The organism is Shewanella sp. MF08487, from assembly GCF_050848685.1.
In the GTDB taxonomy this organism is placed as follows: domain Bacteria; phylum Pseudomonadota; class Gammaproteobacteria; order Enterobacterales; family Shewanellaceae; genus Shewanella; species Shewanella glacialipiscicola.
In genome coordinates this window covers 16,043-36,702 of record NZ_JBOZPB010000029.1, presented here as the reverse complement: position 1 = coordinate 36,702, position 20,660 = coordinate 16,043, and the positions used below count along the sequence as shown (strand labels likewise).

The following is a 20,660-nucleotide window of genomic DNA, read 5'->3' as shown; positions in this document are numbered from 1 at the left end:
TGTATAGCGGTGAATAATTGAATCAAAACAATAAAGGACAGCCAATGCTGTCCTTTATGTTTATTAAGCGAAAAGGAATGATCCCTTTAGCTTAAATTTATAAAACTATCAATCTTATAGCACTTTCGCTATGGCTTTGCAGATCGCAGGCATATTGGTCTTTGTCATTCCAGCCACGCTAATACGGCCAGAACCCACAATGTAAACACCAAACTCATCTTTCAAACGTGCCACTTGGGCTTTGTTTAAACCCGAAAAACTAAACATACCATTTTGGCGGGAAATAAAACTAAAGTCCTGTGTCACGCCTTCTGCTTTCAAACTATCAACGAACAGTGTACGCATTTCAGCTATACGCTCACGCATTTCAGTCACTTCCTGCACCCACATTGCTTTAAGTGCTGTATCGCCCAAAATGGTGCTAACGATCAGCGCACCGTGGGCTGGCGGATTAGAATAGTTAGCACGTATGGTACGCTTCACTTGGCTAAATGCACGTACTGCGGCATCAGTATCTTCTGCCACGACGGTCACTGCACCGATACGTTCATTATACAAACCAAAGTTTTTAGAAAAAGAGTTCGCAATCAACAATTCAGGCACCTTAGCGGCAACTAAACGCAAACCTGCAGCATCTTCTTCAATTCCTGTACCAAAGCCTTGATAAGCAAAATCAAACAGTGGTACCAGTTTCTTATCGGCGCACAATTGGGCTACGAGTTCCCATTGCGCTAAGGTCAAGTCGATACCCGTTGGGTTATGGCAGCAACCATGTAATAGCACGATATCGCCCACATTCGCACTAGACAGATCCGTCATCATGGTATCGAAATCAATATCATGAGCCTCTGCTTTATAATAGCCGTACTCTTTTACCGTTAAGCCTGCCGTTTCAAAAATATTTTGATGGTTAGCCCACGTTGGGTTACTTACCCAAATGGTATGTGAATCGGTATTACGCAGTAAAAACTCAGCGGCAATACGTAATGCACCAGTGCCACCAGGAGCTTGCGCTGTGGCTGCACGGCCAGAAGATATCAACTGACTGCCCTTACCAAATAACAGTGTTTGTACCGCATGGTTATAAGCTTGAACGCCTTCAATACCTAAGTAGTTTTTAGTTTTCTCTTGCTCAAGCAATATGGCTTCTGCTTTTTTCACTGATGCAAGTACAGGAGTCTGGCCGGCCTCATTCTTATAAATACCCACACCTAGATTTACTTTATCTTGGCGTGGATCCGCTTTAAATGTATCGGTTAAACCAAGAATCGGATCGGCGGGTGCAAGTACAACTTCAGAGAAAATCATGACAACTTATCCTCAATGTTCACGTGTAGGGGAAATTTCGAGTTATTTATATCACTGTCTTACTAGGTGTAATAGACCCGAAGACTGCTTAGTTTAGAAATGATTATGCTATCAAAGATTAATCAATAAAATTTAAATATTATTGATTAATTGTAAACAAAAAACCGTTTTTTTTAAGATAATGTATTTGCAAAATCTAGATCACACTTTTATTATTCAATTTGTTGTAAAGATGATAAAAGCTAGCCATAAATAAGGCGACAAGCGAGATTATCTCAACATTGGCAACGCAGTGTTGAATTCATACATTAAAAATCCTAAAGCAAAAAAGCCCTGACTATTGTCAGGGCTTTTCTGTTTTGGTACCCGAGGCCAGACTTGAACTGGCACGCTGTTACCAGCGAGGGATTTTAAATCCCTTGTGTCTACCGATTCCACCACTCGGGCAAACTCTTTACATTAACAACTGGAATCATGTCATTAACGTTTTATCTTGGAGGCGCGACCCGGAGTCGAACCGAGATCGGCGGATTTGCAATCCGCAGCATAGCCATTCTGCCATCGCGCCCAAATTACCAAATTGATTAGAATTTGGAGCGACATATCGGGTTCGAACCGATGACCTATACCTTGGCAAGGTATCGCTCTACCAACTGAGCTAATGTCGCTTATTACTGCGCTATGTCATCGGAACTCATGCTAGGCACGCTTTCCCTTGACTGCGGATTGGCATTCTACCGATTTAGACCCCAGAGTCAATCAACAATTTTTAAAAAATGATCTAAGCCGCATCGTTTGCCCAATAAACCGTCATAACTGCACTAAATTGATGTTTCACTAATCTATTTCGGGATTCATTGTAGAGATGATTGCCAATACTGCTAATGATCAAACCCTATAGATAAACAGTCGTTCATGCAAAGATTGCAGCCAGAGCAATACAATGCCGAAATAGAGAACAACAAAAGCGCCCTTTTTACCGGGCGCTTATTTGGAAAGCAGTTAAAGCTCTTAATGGCTCAAAAGACTTACGCAGGTAATGACAGCGTCGTTAAACCCAGCATAGTTTGCATTACGCCCACAACTTGGCAGCTGTAGCCAAACTCGTTGTCGTACCAGACATAAAGAATGGCACGCTTACCTTCTGCGATAGTCGCTTGCGAATCAACCACACCCGCATAGCGAGAACCAACCAAATCGCTCGATACAATCTCAGTAGAGTCTGTGTAATCAATTTGATTTTGTAGCGGTGATTGTAACGCCGTATCTTTCAGATACTCGTTAAGCTCATCTTTACTGGTTTCAGCATTCAGGTTCATGCTGATGATCGCCATAGAGACGTTAGGCGTAGGCACGCGAATCGCGTTACCCGTTAACTTACCGGCTAGCTCTGGCAACGCTTTAGCGACAGCTTTTGCGGCGCCAGTTTCCGTAATGACCATGTTTAATGGTGCGCTACGACCACGACGATCGGCAGTATGATAGTTATCAATCAAGTTTTGATCGTTGGTATAGGAGTGAATAGTCTCAACGTGACCATTCTCTATACCATATTTATCATTGACGGCTTTTAATACCGGCGTAATTGCGTTGGTCGTACAGCTTGCCGCAGAAACGATAATGTCTTCTGGGGTAATGTCGCCTTCATTCACACCGTAGACGATATTCTTGATTGCGCCTTTTGCAGGAGCTGTCAACAACACTTTGCTGGCACCAGGGCTCTTAAGATGTAAACCAAGACCCGCTTCATCTTTCCAAATACCGGTATTATCAACAACGAGGGCATCGCTGATATCGTATTTAGTGTAATCCACTTCATCAGGCGAATTCGCGTAAATCACTTGGATATACGTACCGTTGGCGATGATGGCATTGTTCTCTTCGTCAACTTCCACAGAACCATTGAATGGACCATGGACAGAGTCTCGACGTAATAAACTAGCACGTTTCTCTAAATCACCCTTTTTACCGCCACGTAACACGATAGCGCGTAATCTTAACTTGTTGCTGCGACCAGTGCGTTCAATTAGCAAACGCGCTAATAAACGTCCAATACGGCCAAAGCCATAAAGCACGACATCACGAGGCGCAACATCATCGGCATGGTCAATGGCATCGGCCAATTCTTTGGCCATATAGCTTTCAATTTCGCTGACATCGGTATGATCGCGCCAGTAATTAACGGCTAATTTACCAATATCAACTCTGCATTGTTTAACTGCAAGCTTGCTCAGCGCCTGAACAAAAGGAAAACTCTCGCGTAAACGTAATTTCTCACCAACATGACGACGGACTAAACGGTGCGCTTTAATGATTTCAATCGTAGAAGCATTGAGTAACGGCTTGCCATAAATCATGACTTCGACGCCTTGATTACGGTACAACTTGCCTAACAAAGGTTGCATTGCCTCTGCCATTTCAAAACGTTCTTGCCAACTTTGTAGGTGTTTATCAGCGCTCATTTATAGATCCTTTATCTCACTTTTCAATAAAATGTACTGAAAGGTTTGAGTAACATGACGAAAAGACCAATAATCTAATGCGGGTTTTAGGGAAAACCCTGTTTTGGTCGGCGCCATTGTAATGAAAGTCGCGCGTGGTTTCCAGCAAGATGTTTCCTGTAAATCTGTAATTTTATTAGAGAAAATCACCATCCGGAGTCAGTTTTGAGACAGAATCTAGTAATAATTACATCATTTAGCCTAGGGATGAGCTTTTTAGGTCTTATCGGTTGTGATAATGGTCGAAACATCCGGTCTATTTGTAACAATAATCCTGAAATTTGTGCCGATTTGCACAAAGATAGTTGGTGTTTAGCTGAAAAAACTAAAATTATCCAAAACCGTTACGCAGTAAAAGACAGCGAAATAACCACAGGGAAACAACTCTATATACAATTAACCAACCTTGAGGACTACAGTCGCTGTATCGAACTCGCATCAGGTGTGCAACATATCATCCACACAGAACGAACTGCAGACCGAGCCAGAGCGTTCAGATTAAGCACTGAAAATTTAAGTGTGTTACAAGAGCAAACCCGTGAGCGCCAAGATCCTTTTATGTCTTACTATCAATGGACACGTTTTGGTGATACTGACGCGTTAAATCGTTTTTTAGAACTTGAGAATACTGGTGAGGTAAGCGATCCGTTTCTACTTGCACAAGTGGCAACTTACTACAGCAATCGCAATGCCATTAAAGCGCAACAACTCTACCTTAAAGTGTTTGCAGAAATCCCATTTGATGATTTTGATGTTAACTGGCTACTTGGACTCGCTTCGACTTATCGTAAAACACAGCAATTTGATAAAGCCTACATGTTAACGAAAGCGAATTTACTACTTACGCAACAGAAGTATTCAGAGCAAAAGATGCTAGCCTTACTTGGTGGTAATAAGTTACTCGCGGCAGAATTAGATTTAAAAGCTCAAACGCTGATCGATTCTCTTGAAGATGCCAGCTATCCACTTAGCTTAGTAAAAATATGGCTTGAGTCTCAAGCTGTTGCAGCAGATATAAAATCCGAAACCTTACCCGTCCACTCCGACGAGAAATAAGCAAAACGACGATGGCAAAATGTTTGCCATCTTGTAATTTTTTACCCGATTAATGCGTAAAAAATAGTAATTACGCGATCAATGTAAAAAAAAGCCGAATTTGTTAAGCAATATAACGGTAAAACACCGATTTAACTTGACGATAGCTGTCAGTTTGGTAATTTTACTACCAGTTGAATTTTATAATCACCAGAGGGATATGAGATGACTATCCGTGTCGCAATAAATGGCTATGGCCGTATCGGTAGAAACGTTTTACGCGCCTTGTACGAAAGCGAAAAAGCTTATCCAATCAAGATCGTCGCAATTAATGATTTAGGCGATGCTTCCATCAATGCTCACTTGACTAAATACGATTCTGTTCATGGTCGTTTTAATGCCAAGGTTGATCATGATGATGAAGCTATTTATGTGAATGGCGATAAGATCCTCACCTTCCAAGAACGCGATCCTGCAAAACTGCCTTGGGCTGAGTTACAAGTTGACGTGGTTTTTGAATGTACAGGTATCTTCACGTCGAAAGAAACCGTTCAACCACATTTAACTGCTGGCGCGAAGAAAGTGATTATTTCTGCTCCTGGTAAAAACGTTGATGCCACTGTTGTTTACGGTGTAAACAATGACGTATTGACCTCAAGCATGACAGTAATTTCCAATGCTTCTTGTACAACTAACTGTTTAGCGCCTTTTGCTAAGCCGTTAAATGACGAGATAGGTATTGAATCAGGTTTGATGACGACTATTCACGCTTATACCAACGATCAACGTTTATCTGACGTGTACCACACAGATTTACGCCGTGCCCGCGCTGCAGCGCTGTCGATGATCCCGACTAAAACTGGCGCTGCTGCTGCTGTTGGTTTAGTTGTACCTGAATTGCAAGGTAAGTTCGATGGTTTAGCGGTTCGTGTTCCTACCGTTAACGTATCACTGGTGGATTTATCTTTCATCGCTGCCCGTGAGACTACGGTTGAAGAAGTGAATGCCATTATCGAACGTGCTGCCAGCATTGCGCCATTAAGCGAAGTGTTAGCGGTAAACAAAGAACCATTAGTGTCTATCGACTTTAACCACAATGCGTTCTCTTCAAACTTTGACGCCACTCAAACCCGTGTGAACGGCCGTTTAGTGAAAGTGATGTCTTGGTATGATAACGAGTGGGGATTCAGTAACCGTATGTTAGATAACGCGGTTGCACTGATGAACGCCAAGTAATTAAACGCAAAATCATCTAGCTTTTAGATTCCGCGTTACTCAATCAAGCCTCGCATTTGCGGGGCTTTTTATTTCCTTAAATTCAATTAAACAACAGCCATAAAAAATCCCTACTCAATGGCAGGGATTTTTATGTCACTGGAGAACAGCTAAAGAACGGGCTTAGCCATGCTTAGGCATTACCCTTCACTTTCATATTCAGTGTCTTGGCAAAATCCAGCATACGCGTCAGCGGAATAAGCGCTTTGACTCTTAAGTCTTCATCCACAAAAATCTCATGGGGGGTTTTATCGGTGTCGGCAAGTGATGCTTCAATCGCCTGTAGACCGTTCATCGCCATCCAAGGACAGTGGGCGCAGCTCTTACAGGTTGCGCCATTTCCGCCCGTTGGCGCTTCGATTAAGATTTTACCTGGCGCCGCCTGCTGCATTTTATAGAAGATGCCGCGATCGGTTGCCACGATAAAACGCTCATTCGGCATTGTCTGTGCCGCTTTGATCAGCTGACTGGTCGAGCCAACGGCATCGGCCATCGCCACCACACTGGCTGGTGACTCAGGGTGCACAAGGATAGCCGCATCTGGGTAAACGCTTTGCATATCGCGCAGCGCGTTCGATTTAAACTCGTCGTGAACGATACAATCGCCCTGCCACATCAACATTTCGGCGCCCGTCTGCTTGGCAATATAACTACCTAAATGACGGTCTGGTCCCCAAATGATCTTTTTACCTTCGCTGTCTAAGTGCTCAACGATTTCAAGGGCAATACTGGAGGTCACCACCCAATCAGCGCGCGCTTTAACCGCAGCCGAAGTATTGGCGTAAACCACCACAGTATGATCCGGGTGCGCATCGCAGAAAGCGCTGAACTTATCAATAGGACAACCTAAGTCCAAAGAGCACGTGGCCTCTAAGGTCGGCATTAAAATGGTTTTTTCTGGGCTTAAAATTTTAGCGGTTTCACCCATAAACTTAACCCCTGCTACGATTAACGTTTTTGCAGGGTGATCGCGGCCGAAACGCGCCATTTCTAAGGAATCAGAAACACAGCCGCCGGTTTCTTCGGCAAGGGCTTGAATTTCAGGATCGGTATAATAGTGGGCAACCAGAACGGCATTCTTTTCAATGAGCAGTTGCTTGATACGCGCCTTATAGTCGGCTTTTTCAATATCAGACAAAGGAACAGGCTTAGGCGGAAACGGGTAATCAATAGTTTCTATGCTGGGGATAAACTGACTCATAACACATCCATTAGGATAACTACGTTCGCGAATTATACGTAATCGGAATCAAAAGATTAACCCATTTATGCAATGCAAATTAAAAAGGACGCTTTAAAGCGTCCTTTTGTGTCAAATCTGCGTGCCAGTCGCTTAACGCATCGCTAATAACATCTCTTGAGGGTACTCAAGATACTGTTTCCACAAATTACAGAAGCGTGCAATAGTGCCGCCATCAATAACTCGGTGGTCGCCAGACCAGCTCACTTGCATGATTTGGCGGGCTTCGACTTCTCCTTTCGCGTTAAAACGCGGCAAGGTTTGCAACTTACCTAAGGCAACAATCGCCACCTCAGGTTTGTTGATAATAGGCGTTGCCACTGTGCCACCTAAGGCGCCAATGTTAGAGATAGATATAGTGCCATCTTTCAGATCTGCTGGCGCCACACGGCCACTGCGGGCTGCTTGGGTCAGGCGGGTGATTTCTGCCGCCACTTCTAAAATGCTCTTGTCCTGCACATCTTTGATGTTGGGCACCAAGAGACCGACTTTAGAATCCACCGCCATGCCGATATTGTGACGTGCCTTGTAAGTTAGTTCAGTGCAATCAGCATTCACTTGACTGTTCATCACAGGGTACTGACTTAACGCGAGCGACATCGACTTCATGAAGAAAGGCATCATGGTCAGCTTCACTTCATCGGACGAATACTTCACTTTCATGCTTTCACGCAGTGCAACTAAGTCTGTTAAATCAAACTCTTCGCAATAGGTGAAGTGCGGAATGCTCGACACTGATTCCACCATCATGCGTGCCATCACAGCTTTTACGCCGCGAATCGGCTCAACCGTGTCAGCGCGTTGAGTCACTGTCGATGTTGGGACTTGAGTTTGAGATGCCTGAGCTGGCGCCTCTTTCACCTGAGCCACACTTGGAGCAGAAGCATTGCTCGCGCCTTGTTGGAAGCGAGCGATGTCTTCCTTATACACACGGCCATGCTTTCCTGTGCCAGGTACTCGGCTCAAATCGATATCTAACGACCGCGCCATACGACGAACCGCCGGGCTGGCTAAGGCTTTACCTTGGCGAGCAGGTTCTGCACTCACAATCTGCGCTGCTGGTGCCGCATTGGCCACAGTATCAGTGTTTGTTGTCGCCGCAGGTGCAGAAGTCACCTGTTCAACTTCAATGGCAAATAAAGGCGCATGTACTTTAGCTAGCTGACCTTTGCGATAATGCAGTTTGGCAATTTTACCCGCTTTAATGGCAGGAATTTGCACCAGCGCTTTATCTGTCATCACGTCGGCAATCGGTTGATCTTCCTCAACCCAATCACCTTCACTCACCAACCATTCGACTAGCTCACATTCAACTATGCCTTCGCCTATATCTGGTAGCAAGAATTCTTCAATGCTGACAGACGAACTGGATGACGTGGTCGCGTTCGTGACTGCCACTGGCTCAGCAGCTTTTGCGACTGTCGCAGCTGCAGCAGGTTCAGCCGTAACAGATTCGCCCGCGATTTCAACTGCACCTTCAATTTGTACGGCATAAAGCGGCGCATGCACTTTCGCAATATCGCCCTTGGCGTAATACAGCTTAGTGACTACGCCCGCAAAAGGCGCTGGGATTTGAACAAGTGCTTTGTCTGTCATCACATCGGCAATAGGTTGGTCTTCAACGACTGTGTCGCCTTCTTTGACCAGCCATTCAACCAACTCACACTCCACAACACCTTCGCCAATATCCGGCAAAATAAAATCTTTAATCATACCGGACTCCTAGAAGGTCACTGATGCTTTGATGGCTTCAAACGTTTTGAATGCATCTGGCATGTATTCTTTTTCATGAATGAGTGGGTACGGGGTATCTAAACCACAAACGCGGCTGATGGGTGACTCTAGATACAAGAAGCATTCTTGCTGAATCGTCGCCGCTATCTCACCAGCAAAACCACCGGTTAATGGCGCTTCATGGTTAACCAGTAAACGTCCGGTCTTTTTGACTGAATCGGCAACGGTATCGATATCCCAGGGTGACAAGGTGCGTAAATCGATAACTTCACAGGAGATCCCTTCTTTAGCGGCCATATCGGCGGCTTTTTCAAGGATTTCCATTTGCGCGCCCCACGCCACTAAGGTGATGTCTTTACCTTCGCGAACCACTTCAGCCTTACCCAGTTCAATTTCATAATCGCCCGCGGGCACTTCGCCAACCGATGCACGATATAAACGCTTAGGCTCAAAGAAGATCACCGGGTTTTTGTCACGGATTGACGCCAGCAGCAGGCCTTTGGCTTGCTCTGGGTTGCGTGGCACTACCACTTTTAATCCAGGTGTCTGGGTAAAATAAGCTTCAGGTGATTGCGAGTGATAATGTCCGCCCGCGATACCGCCGCCATAGGGCGTACGGAACACTAATCCACCGACATCGAACTCATTACCGCTACGGTAACGGAACTTAGCCGACTCGTTGACGATTTGATCGAACGCCGGAAAGATATAATCGGCGAATTGGATTTCAGCCACAGCAGTCATGCCATTTGAGGCTAAACCATTGGCAAAACCGGCAATACCTTGCTCTGTCAGCGGGGTATTAAAGCAGCGATCGCGACCGAATTTTTCTTGAAGACCGGAAGTGGCGCGAAATACCCCACCAAAGTGACCCACATCTTCACCAAAAACTACCATGCGCTCATCGGCTTGCATGGCGATCGACAAGGCCTCATTGACGGCCTGTAACATATTCATTTCAGCCACGGCTTATAGTCTCCCTGCACTTTTTGGATAGGCTTGCGGATATTTTTTGATATGTTCTTTAAGATCGGCGAGTTGCTTTCTCAGCACTGGCGTCGGCTTGTCGTAAACATCTTCAATAATTTCATCCAGCATAGGCACAGGAATTTTTTCAGCCACTTTTACCGCAGCCAATACTTCTTCACGATATTTCTCATGCAGTTTCACATCATCAGCTTCAGCTAACCAACCTTTGTTGATAAGCCACAATTTGAAGCGTTTGACCGGATCGTGTTGCTGCCACTTGGCTTCTTCATCTTTCGAGCGATAACCAGAGGGATCGTCTGAAGAAGAGTGCGCGCCGAGACGGTAAGTCATGGCTTCAATCAGCACAGGCGCATTATGCTCAATCGCATAGGCGCGGGCTTGCTGAGTTGCGGCTAACACAGCCAGCATGTCATTACCGTCAACACGAATCGTGTGCATGCCATAACCGACACCGCGGCTGGCAATACCGTTACCGGCAAACTGCTCTTCGGTGGGCGTTGAAATGGCGTAGCCATTGTTACGACAGAAGAAAATCACTGGGCATTTCAGTACCGCGGCCATGTTTAGGCCAGCATGAAAATCCCCTTCCGATGCAGCGCCTTCGCCAAAATAACAAACCGCGACTTTGCGCTTACCTTGCATTTTTAAGCTGTAGCCCACACCCGTCGCCTGCGGGATTTGCGTGGCTAACGGTGAAGAAATCGTTTGATAATGCAATGCCGCACTGCCGTAATGGATTGGCATTTGTCGACCTTTACCAAGATCTTTCTCGTTACTGAACATCTGATTCATAAACTGTTCAGTGGTAAAGCCGCGATAACGCAGCGCCGCATGCTCGCGATATTGCGCGAGGATCACATCTTCTTGATCGAGTGCGGCCACACTGCCGACAATCGCCGCCTCTTCACCCGTGCAGGTCATATAAAAGCTGATGCGCCCTTGACGCTGGGCACCTAACATACGTTCATCGAGTACCCGAGTGAACACACAGGTATCATAAATTTTGGTAGCTAAGGTTTCATCTATAATAGGCAAAACCGCGGTTTCATAAGTGGTGCCATCGGCTTGTAGAATTCGAAGGATAGGAATGTGAAGCGATGCCTTATCCAAGAAGCCTACTCGGTGCACTGTATCAGTGTTGAGTGTTGCTTTGCTCATATTGTGCTCTTGTTATCTCGTGACGCGCCCAACGTGTTAGGTGCGCCTAATTTATACGAATATGCCCGACGAACATTACGTTAACGTAAACTACCTATCAACCATTGGCACAGTTCAAACTGCAAGTTATCCTTACCTTGCATGTATATAATGCTTTACAAGCCTAACGCACGTGCGCATTAACCGCCGGAATTAAACAAATCACAGTGCGATGACCAATGGGCACTTTCGCGTTAGGGAACACGATAGACTCAAATTCTTGCTCGACTTTAATTTCTTGCCCACCTTCCCGCGCTAATACAAAACCTTTAGGAAAAGATCTGAAGTTTTCGACATCGGTTGCGAAGGTAAATTCAAAATCATCGAAATGTTTATTGATGACGCGGCACACTTGGTACAAGTTAACCTTATCGGCATCAAATGCATCTAACTCCAACGGCTTAGCGGTGATTAAACGCATAAACATTTCATGGGTCGCGATAAAACGCGTCATGTCGTTCTGCCCCATGGGATACACTTTGCCAAGTTCAATGGTAAAGGCATCGGCGCTGTAGCATTCAGAGGAAAAATAGCTAAAGGTCGTGGTCGGTTCGTGGTGAAAAAGTACCGTATCGACACCGCTTGCTGCTAGAAACATGATTTGCTCACCACTAAAGGCGCGCCCTGGGCGATAGGGATAGATAGCGAACTTTTCATGCTTCGAGGCGCGCATCGCCGTGTGCAGATCATAATGAATGCGCTGACGACCATCGGCAACCGCGGTATAAAAACGGTCGATATAGGCTTCGAGTTTTTTGGCGCGCACTCGCTCAGGATTGACTAATCCCGGAGGATTGGAATGCTCACCACTAAAGAGACGATTCATGTTCTCATCGATAATCCGCGTGCCGTTATTAATCGCTAATGGATTACCAATCAGGAATAAAGTGCGCTGTTTAGCAATGATCTTTTGCTGTAAAAGCTGTGTAATTAAGCCATTACATAGCTCAATAGGCGCAGTTTCGTTACCGTGAACACCGCAGGATAGGACAATATCTTTACCTTCATTGTGGACTGGCTCAAAAACGATAACGCCGGTATCCCACACTTCAACTTGAGTATGTTCGCCTAACTTGAACGAAAACTTACCATCAAATGTGTGTGGATTGGCTAAGGTTAACGCTAAAAAATCCTTCGAATCTAACAGAGCTTGTAACACAGAATTCTCCTTATAATGGTGTGCTAAAGATAAATGCCCAACGGGATCCATTAAGCCCGTTTAATTTTTATCGTGATACGGTTTGAGTGAGGCAGGCATCTTTAAAAGCGCATCAATACTAACACAAGTATGAAAACCGTATCCTAGACATTCACGGCAAAAAAACGCTTGATTATAAAAGACAATAACAGCCAATACATTAGCTGAAGTCCAACCACTTGGGACTGGCAAAAACTAAAAATATTAAATTTAATCGCCCTACTTGCTTTTGATGAGCAGATTAATCACAATCTCAGCCATCTAGACATCTAATTGGTATTATCTATGGCATTAGCAACTTTTGGAGCCGGCTGTTTCTGGGGCGTTGAATATTTTTTTAGAAAAGTTGAAGGAGTACTAAACGCCACGAGTGGTTATATGGGCGGTAAAAACACGGCGACAACTTATGAAGAAGTCAAAAAAGGCAAAACTGGCCACGCTGAAGTGGTACAAGTGGAATTTGACCCTGCCCTGGTCAGTTATGAAGACTTGCTCGAGGTATTTTGGAAAAACCACAATCCAACTAGTCTGAACATGCAAGGCGGAGATATAGGCACTCAATATCGCAGCACGATTTTCTTCCATGACCGTGAACAAAAAGCGGCCGCAGAAGCCTCAAAGTTAGCTTTTGCCCGCTCGGGCCGTTGGGGATTACGCCATATCGTGACTGAAATTGTGCCATTGCAACAGTTCCATGTGGCTGAGGAATACCATCAAAATTACATCGATAAGAATAACTTACCGAGTTGTCATATCGAGTACTAAATACGGTCAAATCAGCATGAGATCAACTACTCACGGCTGAATTAGACACAAACAAAAACGCACTCAAATCTGAGTGCGTTTTTTATTTTGAGGCGTTAACTAAACCTACTACAGCATTAAGCGTTTAGCGCCTTATCAATTAACGCCTGCGCATCTTTGATGATATCGGCTAAATGTTGCTCGCTGATAAAACTCTCACCGTAGATCTTAAATAACGCTTCAGTGCCCGATGGACGCGCCGCAAACCACCCATTCGCCGTAGTGACTTTAATGCCACCAATCGCCGCATTATTGCCTGGCGCATGGGTTAACACGTTTTCGATTGTCTCACCTGCAAGCACAGTGGCATTTAAGGTGTCAGCATTCAGTAAGGCAAACTTAGCTTTGTTTTCAAGACTGATAGGACTATCGATACGCTTATAAAAGCTTTGGCCAAATTGCTTTACCAACTCTTGGTGACGCTGACCAGGGGTTTTACCTGTAACTGCAAGTATTTCAGCCGCCAGTAAACCCAGAATAAAACCATCTTTATCGGTACACCATGTTGTGCCATCGCGACGCAGAAATGCCGCGCCCGCGCTCTCTTCACCACCAAAAGCAATAGTGGCTTCGGCTAAACCGTCGACAAACCACTTAAAGCCCACTGGCACTTCGAGTAACTTTTTGCCATGGAAAGCACAGATTTTATCGATAAGCGCACTCGATACTAAGGTTTTACCTATGGCTAAGGTATCGCTCCAATCTGGTCTGTGTGTCAGTAAATAATCAATAGCGACCGCAAGATAATGATTCGGATCCATCAAGCCGGTACCTGGGCAAACTATGCCGTGACGGTCATAATCGGGATCATTACCAAGGCATAAATCAAAGGATTCTTTATGGGCTAGTAACCCTGCCATCGCATAGGGCGACGAGCAATCCATGCGGATTTTGCCGTCTTTATCTAATGGCATAAAGCTAAAACTTGGGTCCACTTTATCATTAACTAAGGTGATATCGAGCCCGTAGTACGCTGCAATCGGCGCCCAATAATGGATACCTGAGCCGCCAAGCGGGTCAACGCCAATGCGTATTTTAGCTTTGGCAATCGCCTGCATATCGATAACGTTTTCTAAGTCGGCCACATACGGGCTAACTAAATCAATGGCTTTTACATAACCAGAGGTCAGTGCATCGGCATAGGTTAATTTATGTATACCTACTAACTGCTGATTAAGATAATCATTTGCGCGCGATTCAATCCAAGCGGTAATATTACCTTCAGCTGGACCGCCATGGGGCGGGTTATACTTAATGCCCCCGTCCTGTGGCGGATTGTGTGATGGCGTAATGATCAGTCCATCAGACAATCCCGCGCCCGTGATATTAGCTGTACGATTAGCACCAATTACGCCATGGGAAACCACTGGCGTTGGCGTAAATCCATCATGTTGCTGGATATGCACAGTCACTTTGTTTGCCGACAGCACTTCAATGGCGGATAAATAGGCTGCGTAGGATAACGCATGGGTATCAATGCCAAGAATTAACGGTCCATCGATATTCACCGATTGGCGATAATCCACCACCGCTTGGGTAATTGCCCAAATGTGCTGTTGGTTAAAATTGCCGTTAAAGGCACAGCCTCTGTGCCCAGATGTGCCAAAGGTGACACGTTGTTGCACATCAGCCATATTTGGCGTGATGGCGTAATAATGACTCATCAGTTTCGGAATATTGACCAGATCCGTCTGATGGGCGATTTGTCCTGCCCGTTGATGTATTGCCATCTGTGGCTCTCCTGCACTCAATTACAGTGAAAAATAAATAGAATATCGAACAAAGGCTTACACTCGCTCAGCGATACCGGCGGCGACAGTCGCATCACAACCGAACTGCACTAACACTTCGGATAAAATGGTGCGTTTTTTGGCTGTATTATTATTGCTTGTGACCCAAAAACCACTGTTGCCGATTTCTTTAGGGTTCGCCGAGGCGCTCGCTTCCAGTAACTGCTCTTTAGCGCGGGCAAAATATAAACGATCACGGCCTTGGATCTGCAAAATTTGCGAAAACTGCTCAGGGGCTAATTGATACAAACTGTCGAGCAAAAATAGAAAACGCCCTACTGCGCCCTTTTGTTGGGATAATTGATGCTCATTAACTAATGAGTTGAAATCATTAACAACTGGCGTCACGGCTTTAACTACAACTGGCTGAATAGGTTCAGCCTCTAAACTGGGTTGGCTTATCGCCAAAGGCTGAGGTGGTTCAACCGCATTAAAGGACAAGCCGAGTAATCGACGCAAAATGTCTGAGGCGCTCTCACCAATACGTTCTGTTTTGCTGGCAATGTGACGATAGAGCTCTTCATCTACTTCGATATATTTCATGACCTTCATTATCCTTTGTTATTCGACAGGCTTAACCGAAAAAAGTGTACCACAGCGATCGGGACAGATCATTGCGATCTGCATCAGTGTATCTATCTCTATCAATCTGATAAAGCGCCATTATTCTAAAAATGCGCTAAACAGCACAGCAAACTAGCAGATAATGGGCAATTGCTGAAAAAGCAGGCAAGTTAACCGCCGTCATGGTTTTGCTAGGCAAAGTCGACTTGTCAATCTAAGTGCATTAAGGGCACAATTCGCGCCTCGACCCGCAAAATACCCCACAGGAATCGCCATGAATTTTGTTTCCACAGGCCAAGGAAGCGCAGTCCTCTTGATCCACGGCTTGTTTGGTAATCTAGATAATCTTAAAAATCTAGGGCAAACACTAGAAACTCATCATCAAGTGATCCGCGTCGATTTACCTAATCACGGTTTAAGCGAACATTGGCAGCAGATGGATTACCCTAGCCTCGCCCATGCAATGGCAGGCTTGCTCGATGAACTTGACATAGAACTCGCCCATATTGTGGGCCACTCAATGGGCGGGAAAATCGCCATGGCAACAGCGTTGGCATTTCCTGAGCGTATTATCACTATGGTAGCGGCAGATATCGCGCCCGTTGCCTATGAGCCAAGACACGATATCGTGTTTGCTGCACTCGAAAGCCTGCCGTTAGAAGGCCACACCGACAGACGTTTTGCCCTAAATCATTTAATTAATCAGGGTATTGACGAAGCCACGGCGCAATTTTTACTCAAAAATTTGCAACGCATCGACACAGGCTTTCGTTGGAAACTCAACCTAAGTGGTTTAAAAGATGGTTACCCCAATATTATTGGCTGGTACAATCAGAGCCCCAATCCCTCACAAACTTATGCGGGCCCGAGCTTATTTATTCGCGGCGGTGATTCGAACTATGTGACGAGCGAGCATAGAACGGCAATTATGAGTCAATTCCCTGCAGCACAAGCGAAAACGCTTGAAGGATGTGGCCATTGGTTACATGCACAAAAACCCGCCATATTTAACCGGATTGTGTCTGAATTTATTGACAAACATACTGAGTAAATACCCATGATAGTTGGCTTAAAGCCTATGGCAGCCGTCATCTTGATGTGATATATTCGCGCCTCTTTTGGCCTTAGAACACTCTAAAGGACTAAGAAACTATGTTAACTCAGTACATGGAACAAATTGAAACCATCGGTCTTAACCTGTTTTTTGCCTCGATATTTTTCTTTATCGGCATGGCCATCCACGATGTGCTAAAGCAAGGTAATGTACCTAAATCTGGTCGATTTATTGTTTGGTTAGTGTTATTTCTCGGCTGTGCCGGGTTTATTGTAAAAGGTATTATCCAGATCACTTGGGAAGGCTCAGGGATCGGTTAACAATAACAACATGGCAAAAGAAGCGACAGACAGAACCACCATTGACCTTTTTGCCAATGACAAACGCCGGGGCCGCCCAAGAAGTAATCCTTTGTCCCGTAGTCAACAGCTTAAGGTCAATAAACGCAATCAAATCCAGCGCGATAAAGCTAACGGATTAAAGCGAATAGAGTTAAAGGTGTCACAAGATTTGTATGACGCCTTGAATGAGCAGGCATTGGCCAGTAACATCAGCCGTAGCCAGTTAATCGAATTCATTCTTCAGCAACAAATTGAGTGCTGAAGGAGTACCAGCAAGATTAACCTAATAAGTGAACTAGACATTAAAGGATAGACAATGGCAACTGTAGGTCTTTTTTTCGGTAGCGACACAGGTAACACCGAAGCTGTAGCCAAGATGATCCAGAAAAAACTGGGTAAAAAAATGGTTGAGGTGAAAGATATCGCCAAAAGTACCAAAGAACAGATCGCAGAATATGATTTGCTGCTGTTCGGTATCCCAACCTGGTATTACGGCGAAGCTCAATGTGATTGGGACGATTTCTTCCCAGAATTAGAGCAAATTGATTTTACTGACAAACTTGTCGCTATTTTTGGTTGTGGTGATCAAGAAGACTACGCAGAGTATTTCCTTGATGCCATGGGCATGGTGGGCGATATCGTTCAGGCGCGTGGTGGTATTATCATTGGCCATTGGCCAACGGCAAGCTACAACTTCGAAGCCTCTAAAGGCCAAGTCGATGACGAGCATTTTATTGGTTTAGGTATCGATGAAGATCGTCAGCCTGAACTAACCGAAGAGCGTGTTGATGCTTGGGTTAAGCAAATCTACGAAGAAATGTGCTTAGCTGAATTAGAAGATTAATTTTCTAACTCTCTGAATAAAGCGGCCTTAACGCCGCTTTTTTTATGCATCAATTTTTATGTACACCAAACTATTTCATCATTGAATAACATACCCAACTTATGATCAATATACCCCGCGCTAACCATTGGGATATTTTTTGCACCGTCGTCGATAACTACGGCGATATCGGCGTGACTTGGCGTTTAGCAAAGCAAATTGCCAATGAGTACTCTATTCCCGTTAATTTATGGGTTGATGATCTCGCGAGTTTCTCGCACATATTACCGGCGCTCAACCCCTTTAAAAAAGTACAATCCTTCAGTGGCGTGAATATTATTCATTGGACTGAGCCTTTGCCTATCGAATTTGTAGCAGGAGATGTGCTCATAGAGGCTTTTGCCTGTGAATTACCCGAACAGATAAAAAATCAACTGCTTCATTTACATCAAACAGATCCAAAGTCTGTACCTATCTGGTTGAACTTAGAGTATTTAAGTGCCGAAGACTGGGTTGAAGGTTGCCATTGTTTACCCTCGTTACAAGCTAATGGCTTGAAAAAGTATTTCTACTTCCCCGGTTTTACCGCCAAAACGGGCGGACTGATTTGCGAACAGAACTTGTTTGCACTGCGCGATGCATGGCAAGCCGATACCGCTAATAAGCTACAGCTTTTTAACGAACTTAATCTCAAAGGTATAAAGTCTGAAGACACTGTGATTAGCATTTTTAGCTATGAAACACAGGCACTAGCCACACTATGCAAATTATGGCAACAAGGTGAAAAAAAAGTCCATGCTCTGATCCCTAAAGGGCGTAGTTTACATAGCCTGACACATTTATTGCCCTGCGAAATTGAGGCTTTAGTGCCTGGCCAACAAATCGTTCATGGCAATTTAACCTTGCACATCTTACCGATGACAAATCAACAAAGCTTTGATCGCTTACTGTGGAGTTGTGATATTAATATCGTGCGTGGTGAAGATTCGTTTATGCGAGCACAATGGGCCGCAAAACCCTTCATTTGGCATATTTATCCGCAAGAAGATGATTATCACCTGGTAAAATTAGAAGCTTTTCTCAAAATTTACTGCGATAATCTCGCCCCTGAAATTGCCGATAATTGGTCTAAATTAAATCTCGCATTTAATCAAGCACAGCAATCAGCTGTGGATCTTCACTGGCAAAACCTTAATCCTATTAGTTTGCCCTTGTTGCAGCATGTTAAACAATGGCCAATTAATGCAATAAATGCCGCAGATCTTGCAACTCGACTAGTTCAGTTCGTTAAAAACAGCTAAGATACTGCGCAATAACAGAAAAATCTACATATAGGAAATACTGTAATGAAAACTGCTCATGAAATCCGTCCTGGTAACGTGATCATGTTAGATGGCAGCCCATGGGTTGTGCAGAAAACTGAAACAACTCGTTCTGGCCGTAACGCTGCTATCGTTAAGTTAAAGTTAAAAAACTTATTACTTAACTCAGGTACTGAAACGACGTTTAAAGGTGAAGATAAGTTAGAAGACATCGTTTTAGATCGTCTAGATTGTACTTATTCTTACTTTGCTGATCCTATGTATGTATTTATGGATGCAGAGTACAACCAGTATGATGTAGAAGCTGAAAACTTAGGTGATGCAGCGAATTACATCGTTGATGGTATGGAAGAAACTTGCCAAGTGACTTTCTATGACGGCAAAGCCATTTCTGTAGAAATGCCGACTACTGTCGTACGTGAAGTGATCTACGCTGAACCTTCAGCCCGTGGTGATACTTCAGGTAAAGTGATGAAGCCTGCGACTATCACTGGTGGCGGCAAGATTAACGTTGCTGACTTCGTGAAAGTCGGCGACAAGATTGAAATTGATACTCGTACTGGCGAATTCAAGAAGCGCGTTTAATCGCCCTTCTCGTTTCCAGACAAAAAGCCAGTGCTTGCACTGGCTTTTTTGTGGCTGTTTTTTATGAAAAATGGTTAAGCAAAAATTATAACCTATGGTAAAAATCAGTTAACGTCATACTCTGCACAGCTAAATATGCCCTAAGTTGCACTCACATGATGCATTTCTCTTAAACGATATAAGGACCCACAATGAATCTCACCGTCTATGGCGTTCCACTTTCTCCCTATGTGCGAAAATTACGTTTATGCCTCGCAGAAAAAGAACTCGATTATGAATTAGTCATAGTGCCGCCCTTTGATCAACCCGCTTGGTTTAAAGATCTCAATCCTTTGGGTCGTATTCCCGCAATGACAGATGGCGACCTTACTTTGGCTGATTCCAGCGTGATCTGCCAATATCTTGAAGATAAATATAACAACCTTAAGCCATTGCTCGGACAAACCCCAGAGCAGCATGCCAAGGTGCGTTGGTTAGAAAAATATGCCGACTATGAACTCGCACCACTGACTACTTTTATGCTATTTCAACAACGCATCATTAATCCAAGCATGGGTCAGCATTGTGATGAAAAGATTGTGCGGTCAGCTTTAACCGAGAAACTCCCTTCACACTTTGATTATCTGGAGCAATGTTTAGGGAATGCTGAGTTTTTTATTGGTGGCAGCTTAAGTCTTGCCGATCTGGCATTCGCTTCTCAAATGGTCAATATGGAGCACGCTGGAGAACAACTCGATGCCAAGCGCTGGCCTAACCTTCTTGCACTTTATAACCGTATCAAAGCGCGACCTTCGATGCAAAATCTGTTAGAGGGCGAGCAAGAAATATTGGCTTCAATAAAACCAACTAAATAAAGCTGCGAATAATCTAGTACAGAGCGATTAACATTTAGTTGGTTT

19 protein-coding genes and 3 tRNA genes are annotated in these 20,660 nt (G+C 44.5%); 10 read left to right on the top strand and 12 right to left on the bottom strand.

Annotated elements, in window-relative coordinates:
* Positions 1-114: 114 nt before the first annotated feature.
* The 5 genes from ACRN9H_RS17155 to ACRN9H_RS17135 all read right to left on the bottom strand — a co-directional run bounded on the left by ACRN9H_RS17155 (position 115) and on the right by ACRN9H_RS17135 (position 3,770).
* Positions 115-1,308 (bottom strand): amino acid aminotransferase, encoded by a 1,194-nt coding sequence (locus ACRN9H_RS17155; RefSeq protein WP_432315372.1) that lies wholly within the window; start codon positions 1,306-1,308, stop codon positions 115-117.
* 360 nt (positions 1,309-1,668) lie between these two features.
* Positions 1,669-1,755 (bottom strand) — tRNA-Leu (locus tag ACRN9H_RS17150).
* Positions 1,756-1,802: 47 nt separating this feature from the next.
* A tRNA-Cys gene (locus ACRN9H_RS17145) sits at positions 1,803-1,876 on the bottom strand.
* A 24-nt stretch (positions 1,877-1,900) separates the two neighbouring features.
* Positions 1,901-1,976 (bottom strand) — tRNA-Gly (locus tag ACRN9H_RS17140).
* Between the two features lie 360 nt (positions 1,977-2,336).
* A complete protein-coding gene (locus tag ACRN9H_RS17135) occupies positions 2,337-3,770 on the bottom strand; it encodes a glyceraldehyde-3-phosphate dehydrogenase (RefSeq protein ID WP_432315371.1) in 1,434 nt (477 codons plus the stop codon).
* 204 nt (positions 3,771-3,974) lie between these two features.
* On the opposite strand from ACRN9H_RS17135, the gene ACRN9H_RS17130 reads away from it, so the two are divergent.
* The gene (locus ACRN9H_RS17130; RefSeq protein WP_432315370.1) at positions 3,975-4,865 is read left to right on the top strand and encodes a DUF2989 domain-containing protein; all 891 of its coding nucleotides are present in this window, start codon (positions 3,975-3,977) and stop codon (positions 4,863-4,865) included.
* A 204-nt stretch (positions 4,866-5,069) separates the two neighbouring features.
* On the top strand, positions 5,070-6,080 hold the full coding sequence (gap, locus tag ACRN9H_RS17125) for a type I glyceraldehyde-3-phosphate dehydrogenase (RefSeq protein WP_432315368.1): 1,011 nt from the start codon (positions 5,070-5,072) through the stop codon (positions 6,078-6,080).
* Positions 6,081-6,252: 172 nt separating this feature from the next.
* Here the strand turns inward: gap and nadA are convergent, their stop codons facing one another.
* The 5 genes from nadA to astE all read right to left on the bottom strand — a co-directional run bounded on the left by nadA (position 6,253) and on the right by astE (position 12,439).
* Positions 6,253-7,320: a quinolinate synthase NadA gene (nadA, locus tag ACRN9H_RS17120; protein WP_432315367.1), complete on the bottom strand. Its 1,068-nt coding sequence runs from the start codon at positions 7,318-7,320 to the stop codon at positions 6,253-6,255.
* A 132-nt stretch (positions 7,321-7,452) separates the two neighbouring features.
* On the bottom strand, positions 7,453-9,072 hold the full coding sequence (locus ACRN9H_RS17115) for a dihydrolipoyllysine-residue acetyltransferase (RefSeq protein WP_432315365.1): 1,620 nt from the start codon (positions 9,070-9,072) through the stop codon (positions 7,453-7,455).
* A gap of 9 nt (positions 9,073-9,081) precedes the next feature.
* Positions 9,082-10,059 carry an alpha-ketoacid dehydrogenase subunit beta gene (locus ACRN9H_RS17110; RefSeq protein ID WP_012089197.1) on the bottom strand — a complete coding sequence of 326 codons (978 nt, stop codon included), beginning with the start codon at positions 10,057-10,059 and terminating at the stop codon, positions 9,082-9,084.
* Positions 10,060-10,062: 3 nt separating this feature from the next.
* Entirely contained in the window at positions 10,063-11,241 is a 1,179-nt protein-coding gene (locus ACRN9H_RS17105; RefSeq protein ID WP_432315363.1) for a thiamine pyrophosphate-dependent dehydrogenase E1 component subunit alpha, read from the bottom strand.
* A 163-nt stretch (positions 11,242-11,404) separates the two neighbouring features.
* Positions 11,405-12,439, bottom strand: a complete 1,035-nt coding sequence (astE, locus tag ACRN9H_RS17100; RefSeq protein WP_432315361.1) for a succinylglutamate desuccinylase — start codon at positions 12,437-12,439, stop codon at positions 11,405-11,407.
* A gap of 324 nt (positions 12,440-12,763) precedes the next feature.
* Here astE and msrA point away from each other — a divergent pair, with 324 nt between their 5' ends.
* Positions 12,764-13,243: a peptide-methionine (S)-S-oxide reductase MsrA gene (gene msrA / locus ACRN9H_RS17095; protein WP_432315359.1), complete on the top strand. Its 480-nt coding sequence runs from the start codon at positions 12,764-12,766 to the stop codon at positions 13,241-13,243.
* A gap of 116 nt (positions 13,244-13,359) precedes the next feature.
* Here the strand turns inward: msrA and pgm are convergent, their stop codons facing one another.
* Positions 13,360-15,012, bottom strand: a complete 1,653-nt coding sequence (gene pgm / locus ACRN9H_RS17090) for a phosphoglucomutase (alpha-D-glucose-1,6-bisphosphate-dependent) (RefSeq protein ID WP_432315357.1) — start codon at positions 15,010-15,012, stop codon at positions 13,360-13,362.
* Positions 15,013-15,069: 57 nt separating this feature from the next.
* A complete protein-coding gene (seqA, locus tag ACRN9H_RS17085) occupies positions 15,070-15,615 on the bottom strand; it encodes a replication initiation negative regulator SeqA (protein WP_432315355.1) in 546 nt (181 codons plus the stop codon).
* A gap of 295 nt (positions 15,616-15,910) precedes the next feature.
* Between seqA and ACRN9H_RS17080 the strand changes: the two genes are divergently transcribed.
* From ACRN9H_RS17080 to ACRN9H_RS17050, 7 genes are all read left to right on the top strand, one after another.
* Entirely contained in the window at positions 15,911-16,687 is a 777-nt protein-coding gene (locus ACRN9H_RS17080; protein ID WP_432315354.1) for an alpha/beta fold hydrolase, read from the top strand.
* 101 nt (positions 16,688-16,788) lie between these two features.
* A complete protein-coding gene (locus ACRN9H_RS17075) occupies positions 16,789-17,010 on the top strand; it encodes a DUF2788 domain-containing protein (RefSeq protein ID WP_220773887.1) in 222 nt (73 codons plus the stop codon).
* Positions 17,011-17,020: 10 nt separating this feature from the next.
* A complete protein-coding gene (gene ybfE / locus ACRN9H_RS17070; protein WP_076501535.1) occupies positions 17,021-17,293 on the top strand; it encodes a LexA regulated protein in 273 nt (90 codons plus the stop codon).
* Positions 17,294-17,347: 54 nt separating this feature from the next.
* Positions 17,348-17,875, top strand: a complete 528-nt coding sequence (gene fldA, locus ACRN9H_RS17065; RefSeq protein WP_076501538.1) for a flavodoxin FldA — start codon at positions 17,348-17,350, stop codon at positions 17,873-17,875.
* A gap of 101 nt (positions 17,876-17,976) precedes the next feature.
* A complete protein-coding gene (gene earP / locus ACRN9H_RS17060; protein WP_432315352.1) occupies positions 17,977-19,155 on the top strand; it encodes an elongation factor P maturation arginine rhamnosyltransferase EarP in 1,179 nt (392 codons plus the stop codon).
* 45 nt (positions 19,156-19,200) lie between these two features.
* Positions 19,201-19,761: an elongation factor P gene (gene efp, locus ACRN9H_RS17055; protein WP_220773885.1), complete on the top strand. Its 561-nt coding sequence runs from the start codon at positions 19,201-19,203 to the stop codon at positions 19,759-19,761.
* 191 nt (positions 19,762-19,952) lie between these two features.
* A complete protein-coding gene (locus ACRN9H_RS17050) occupies positions 19,953-20,615 on the top strand; it encodes a glutathione S-transferase family protein (protein WP_432315350.1) in 663 nt (220 codons plus the stop codon).
* Positions 20,616-20,660 lie beyond the last annotated feature (45 nt).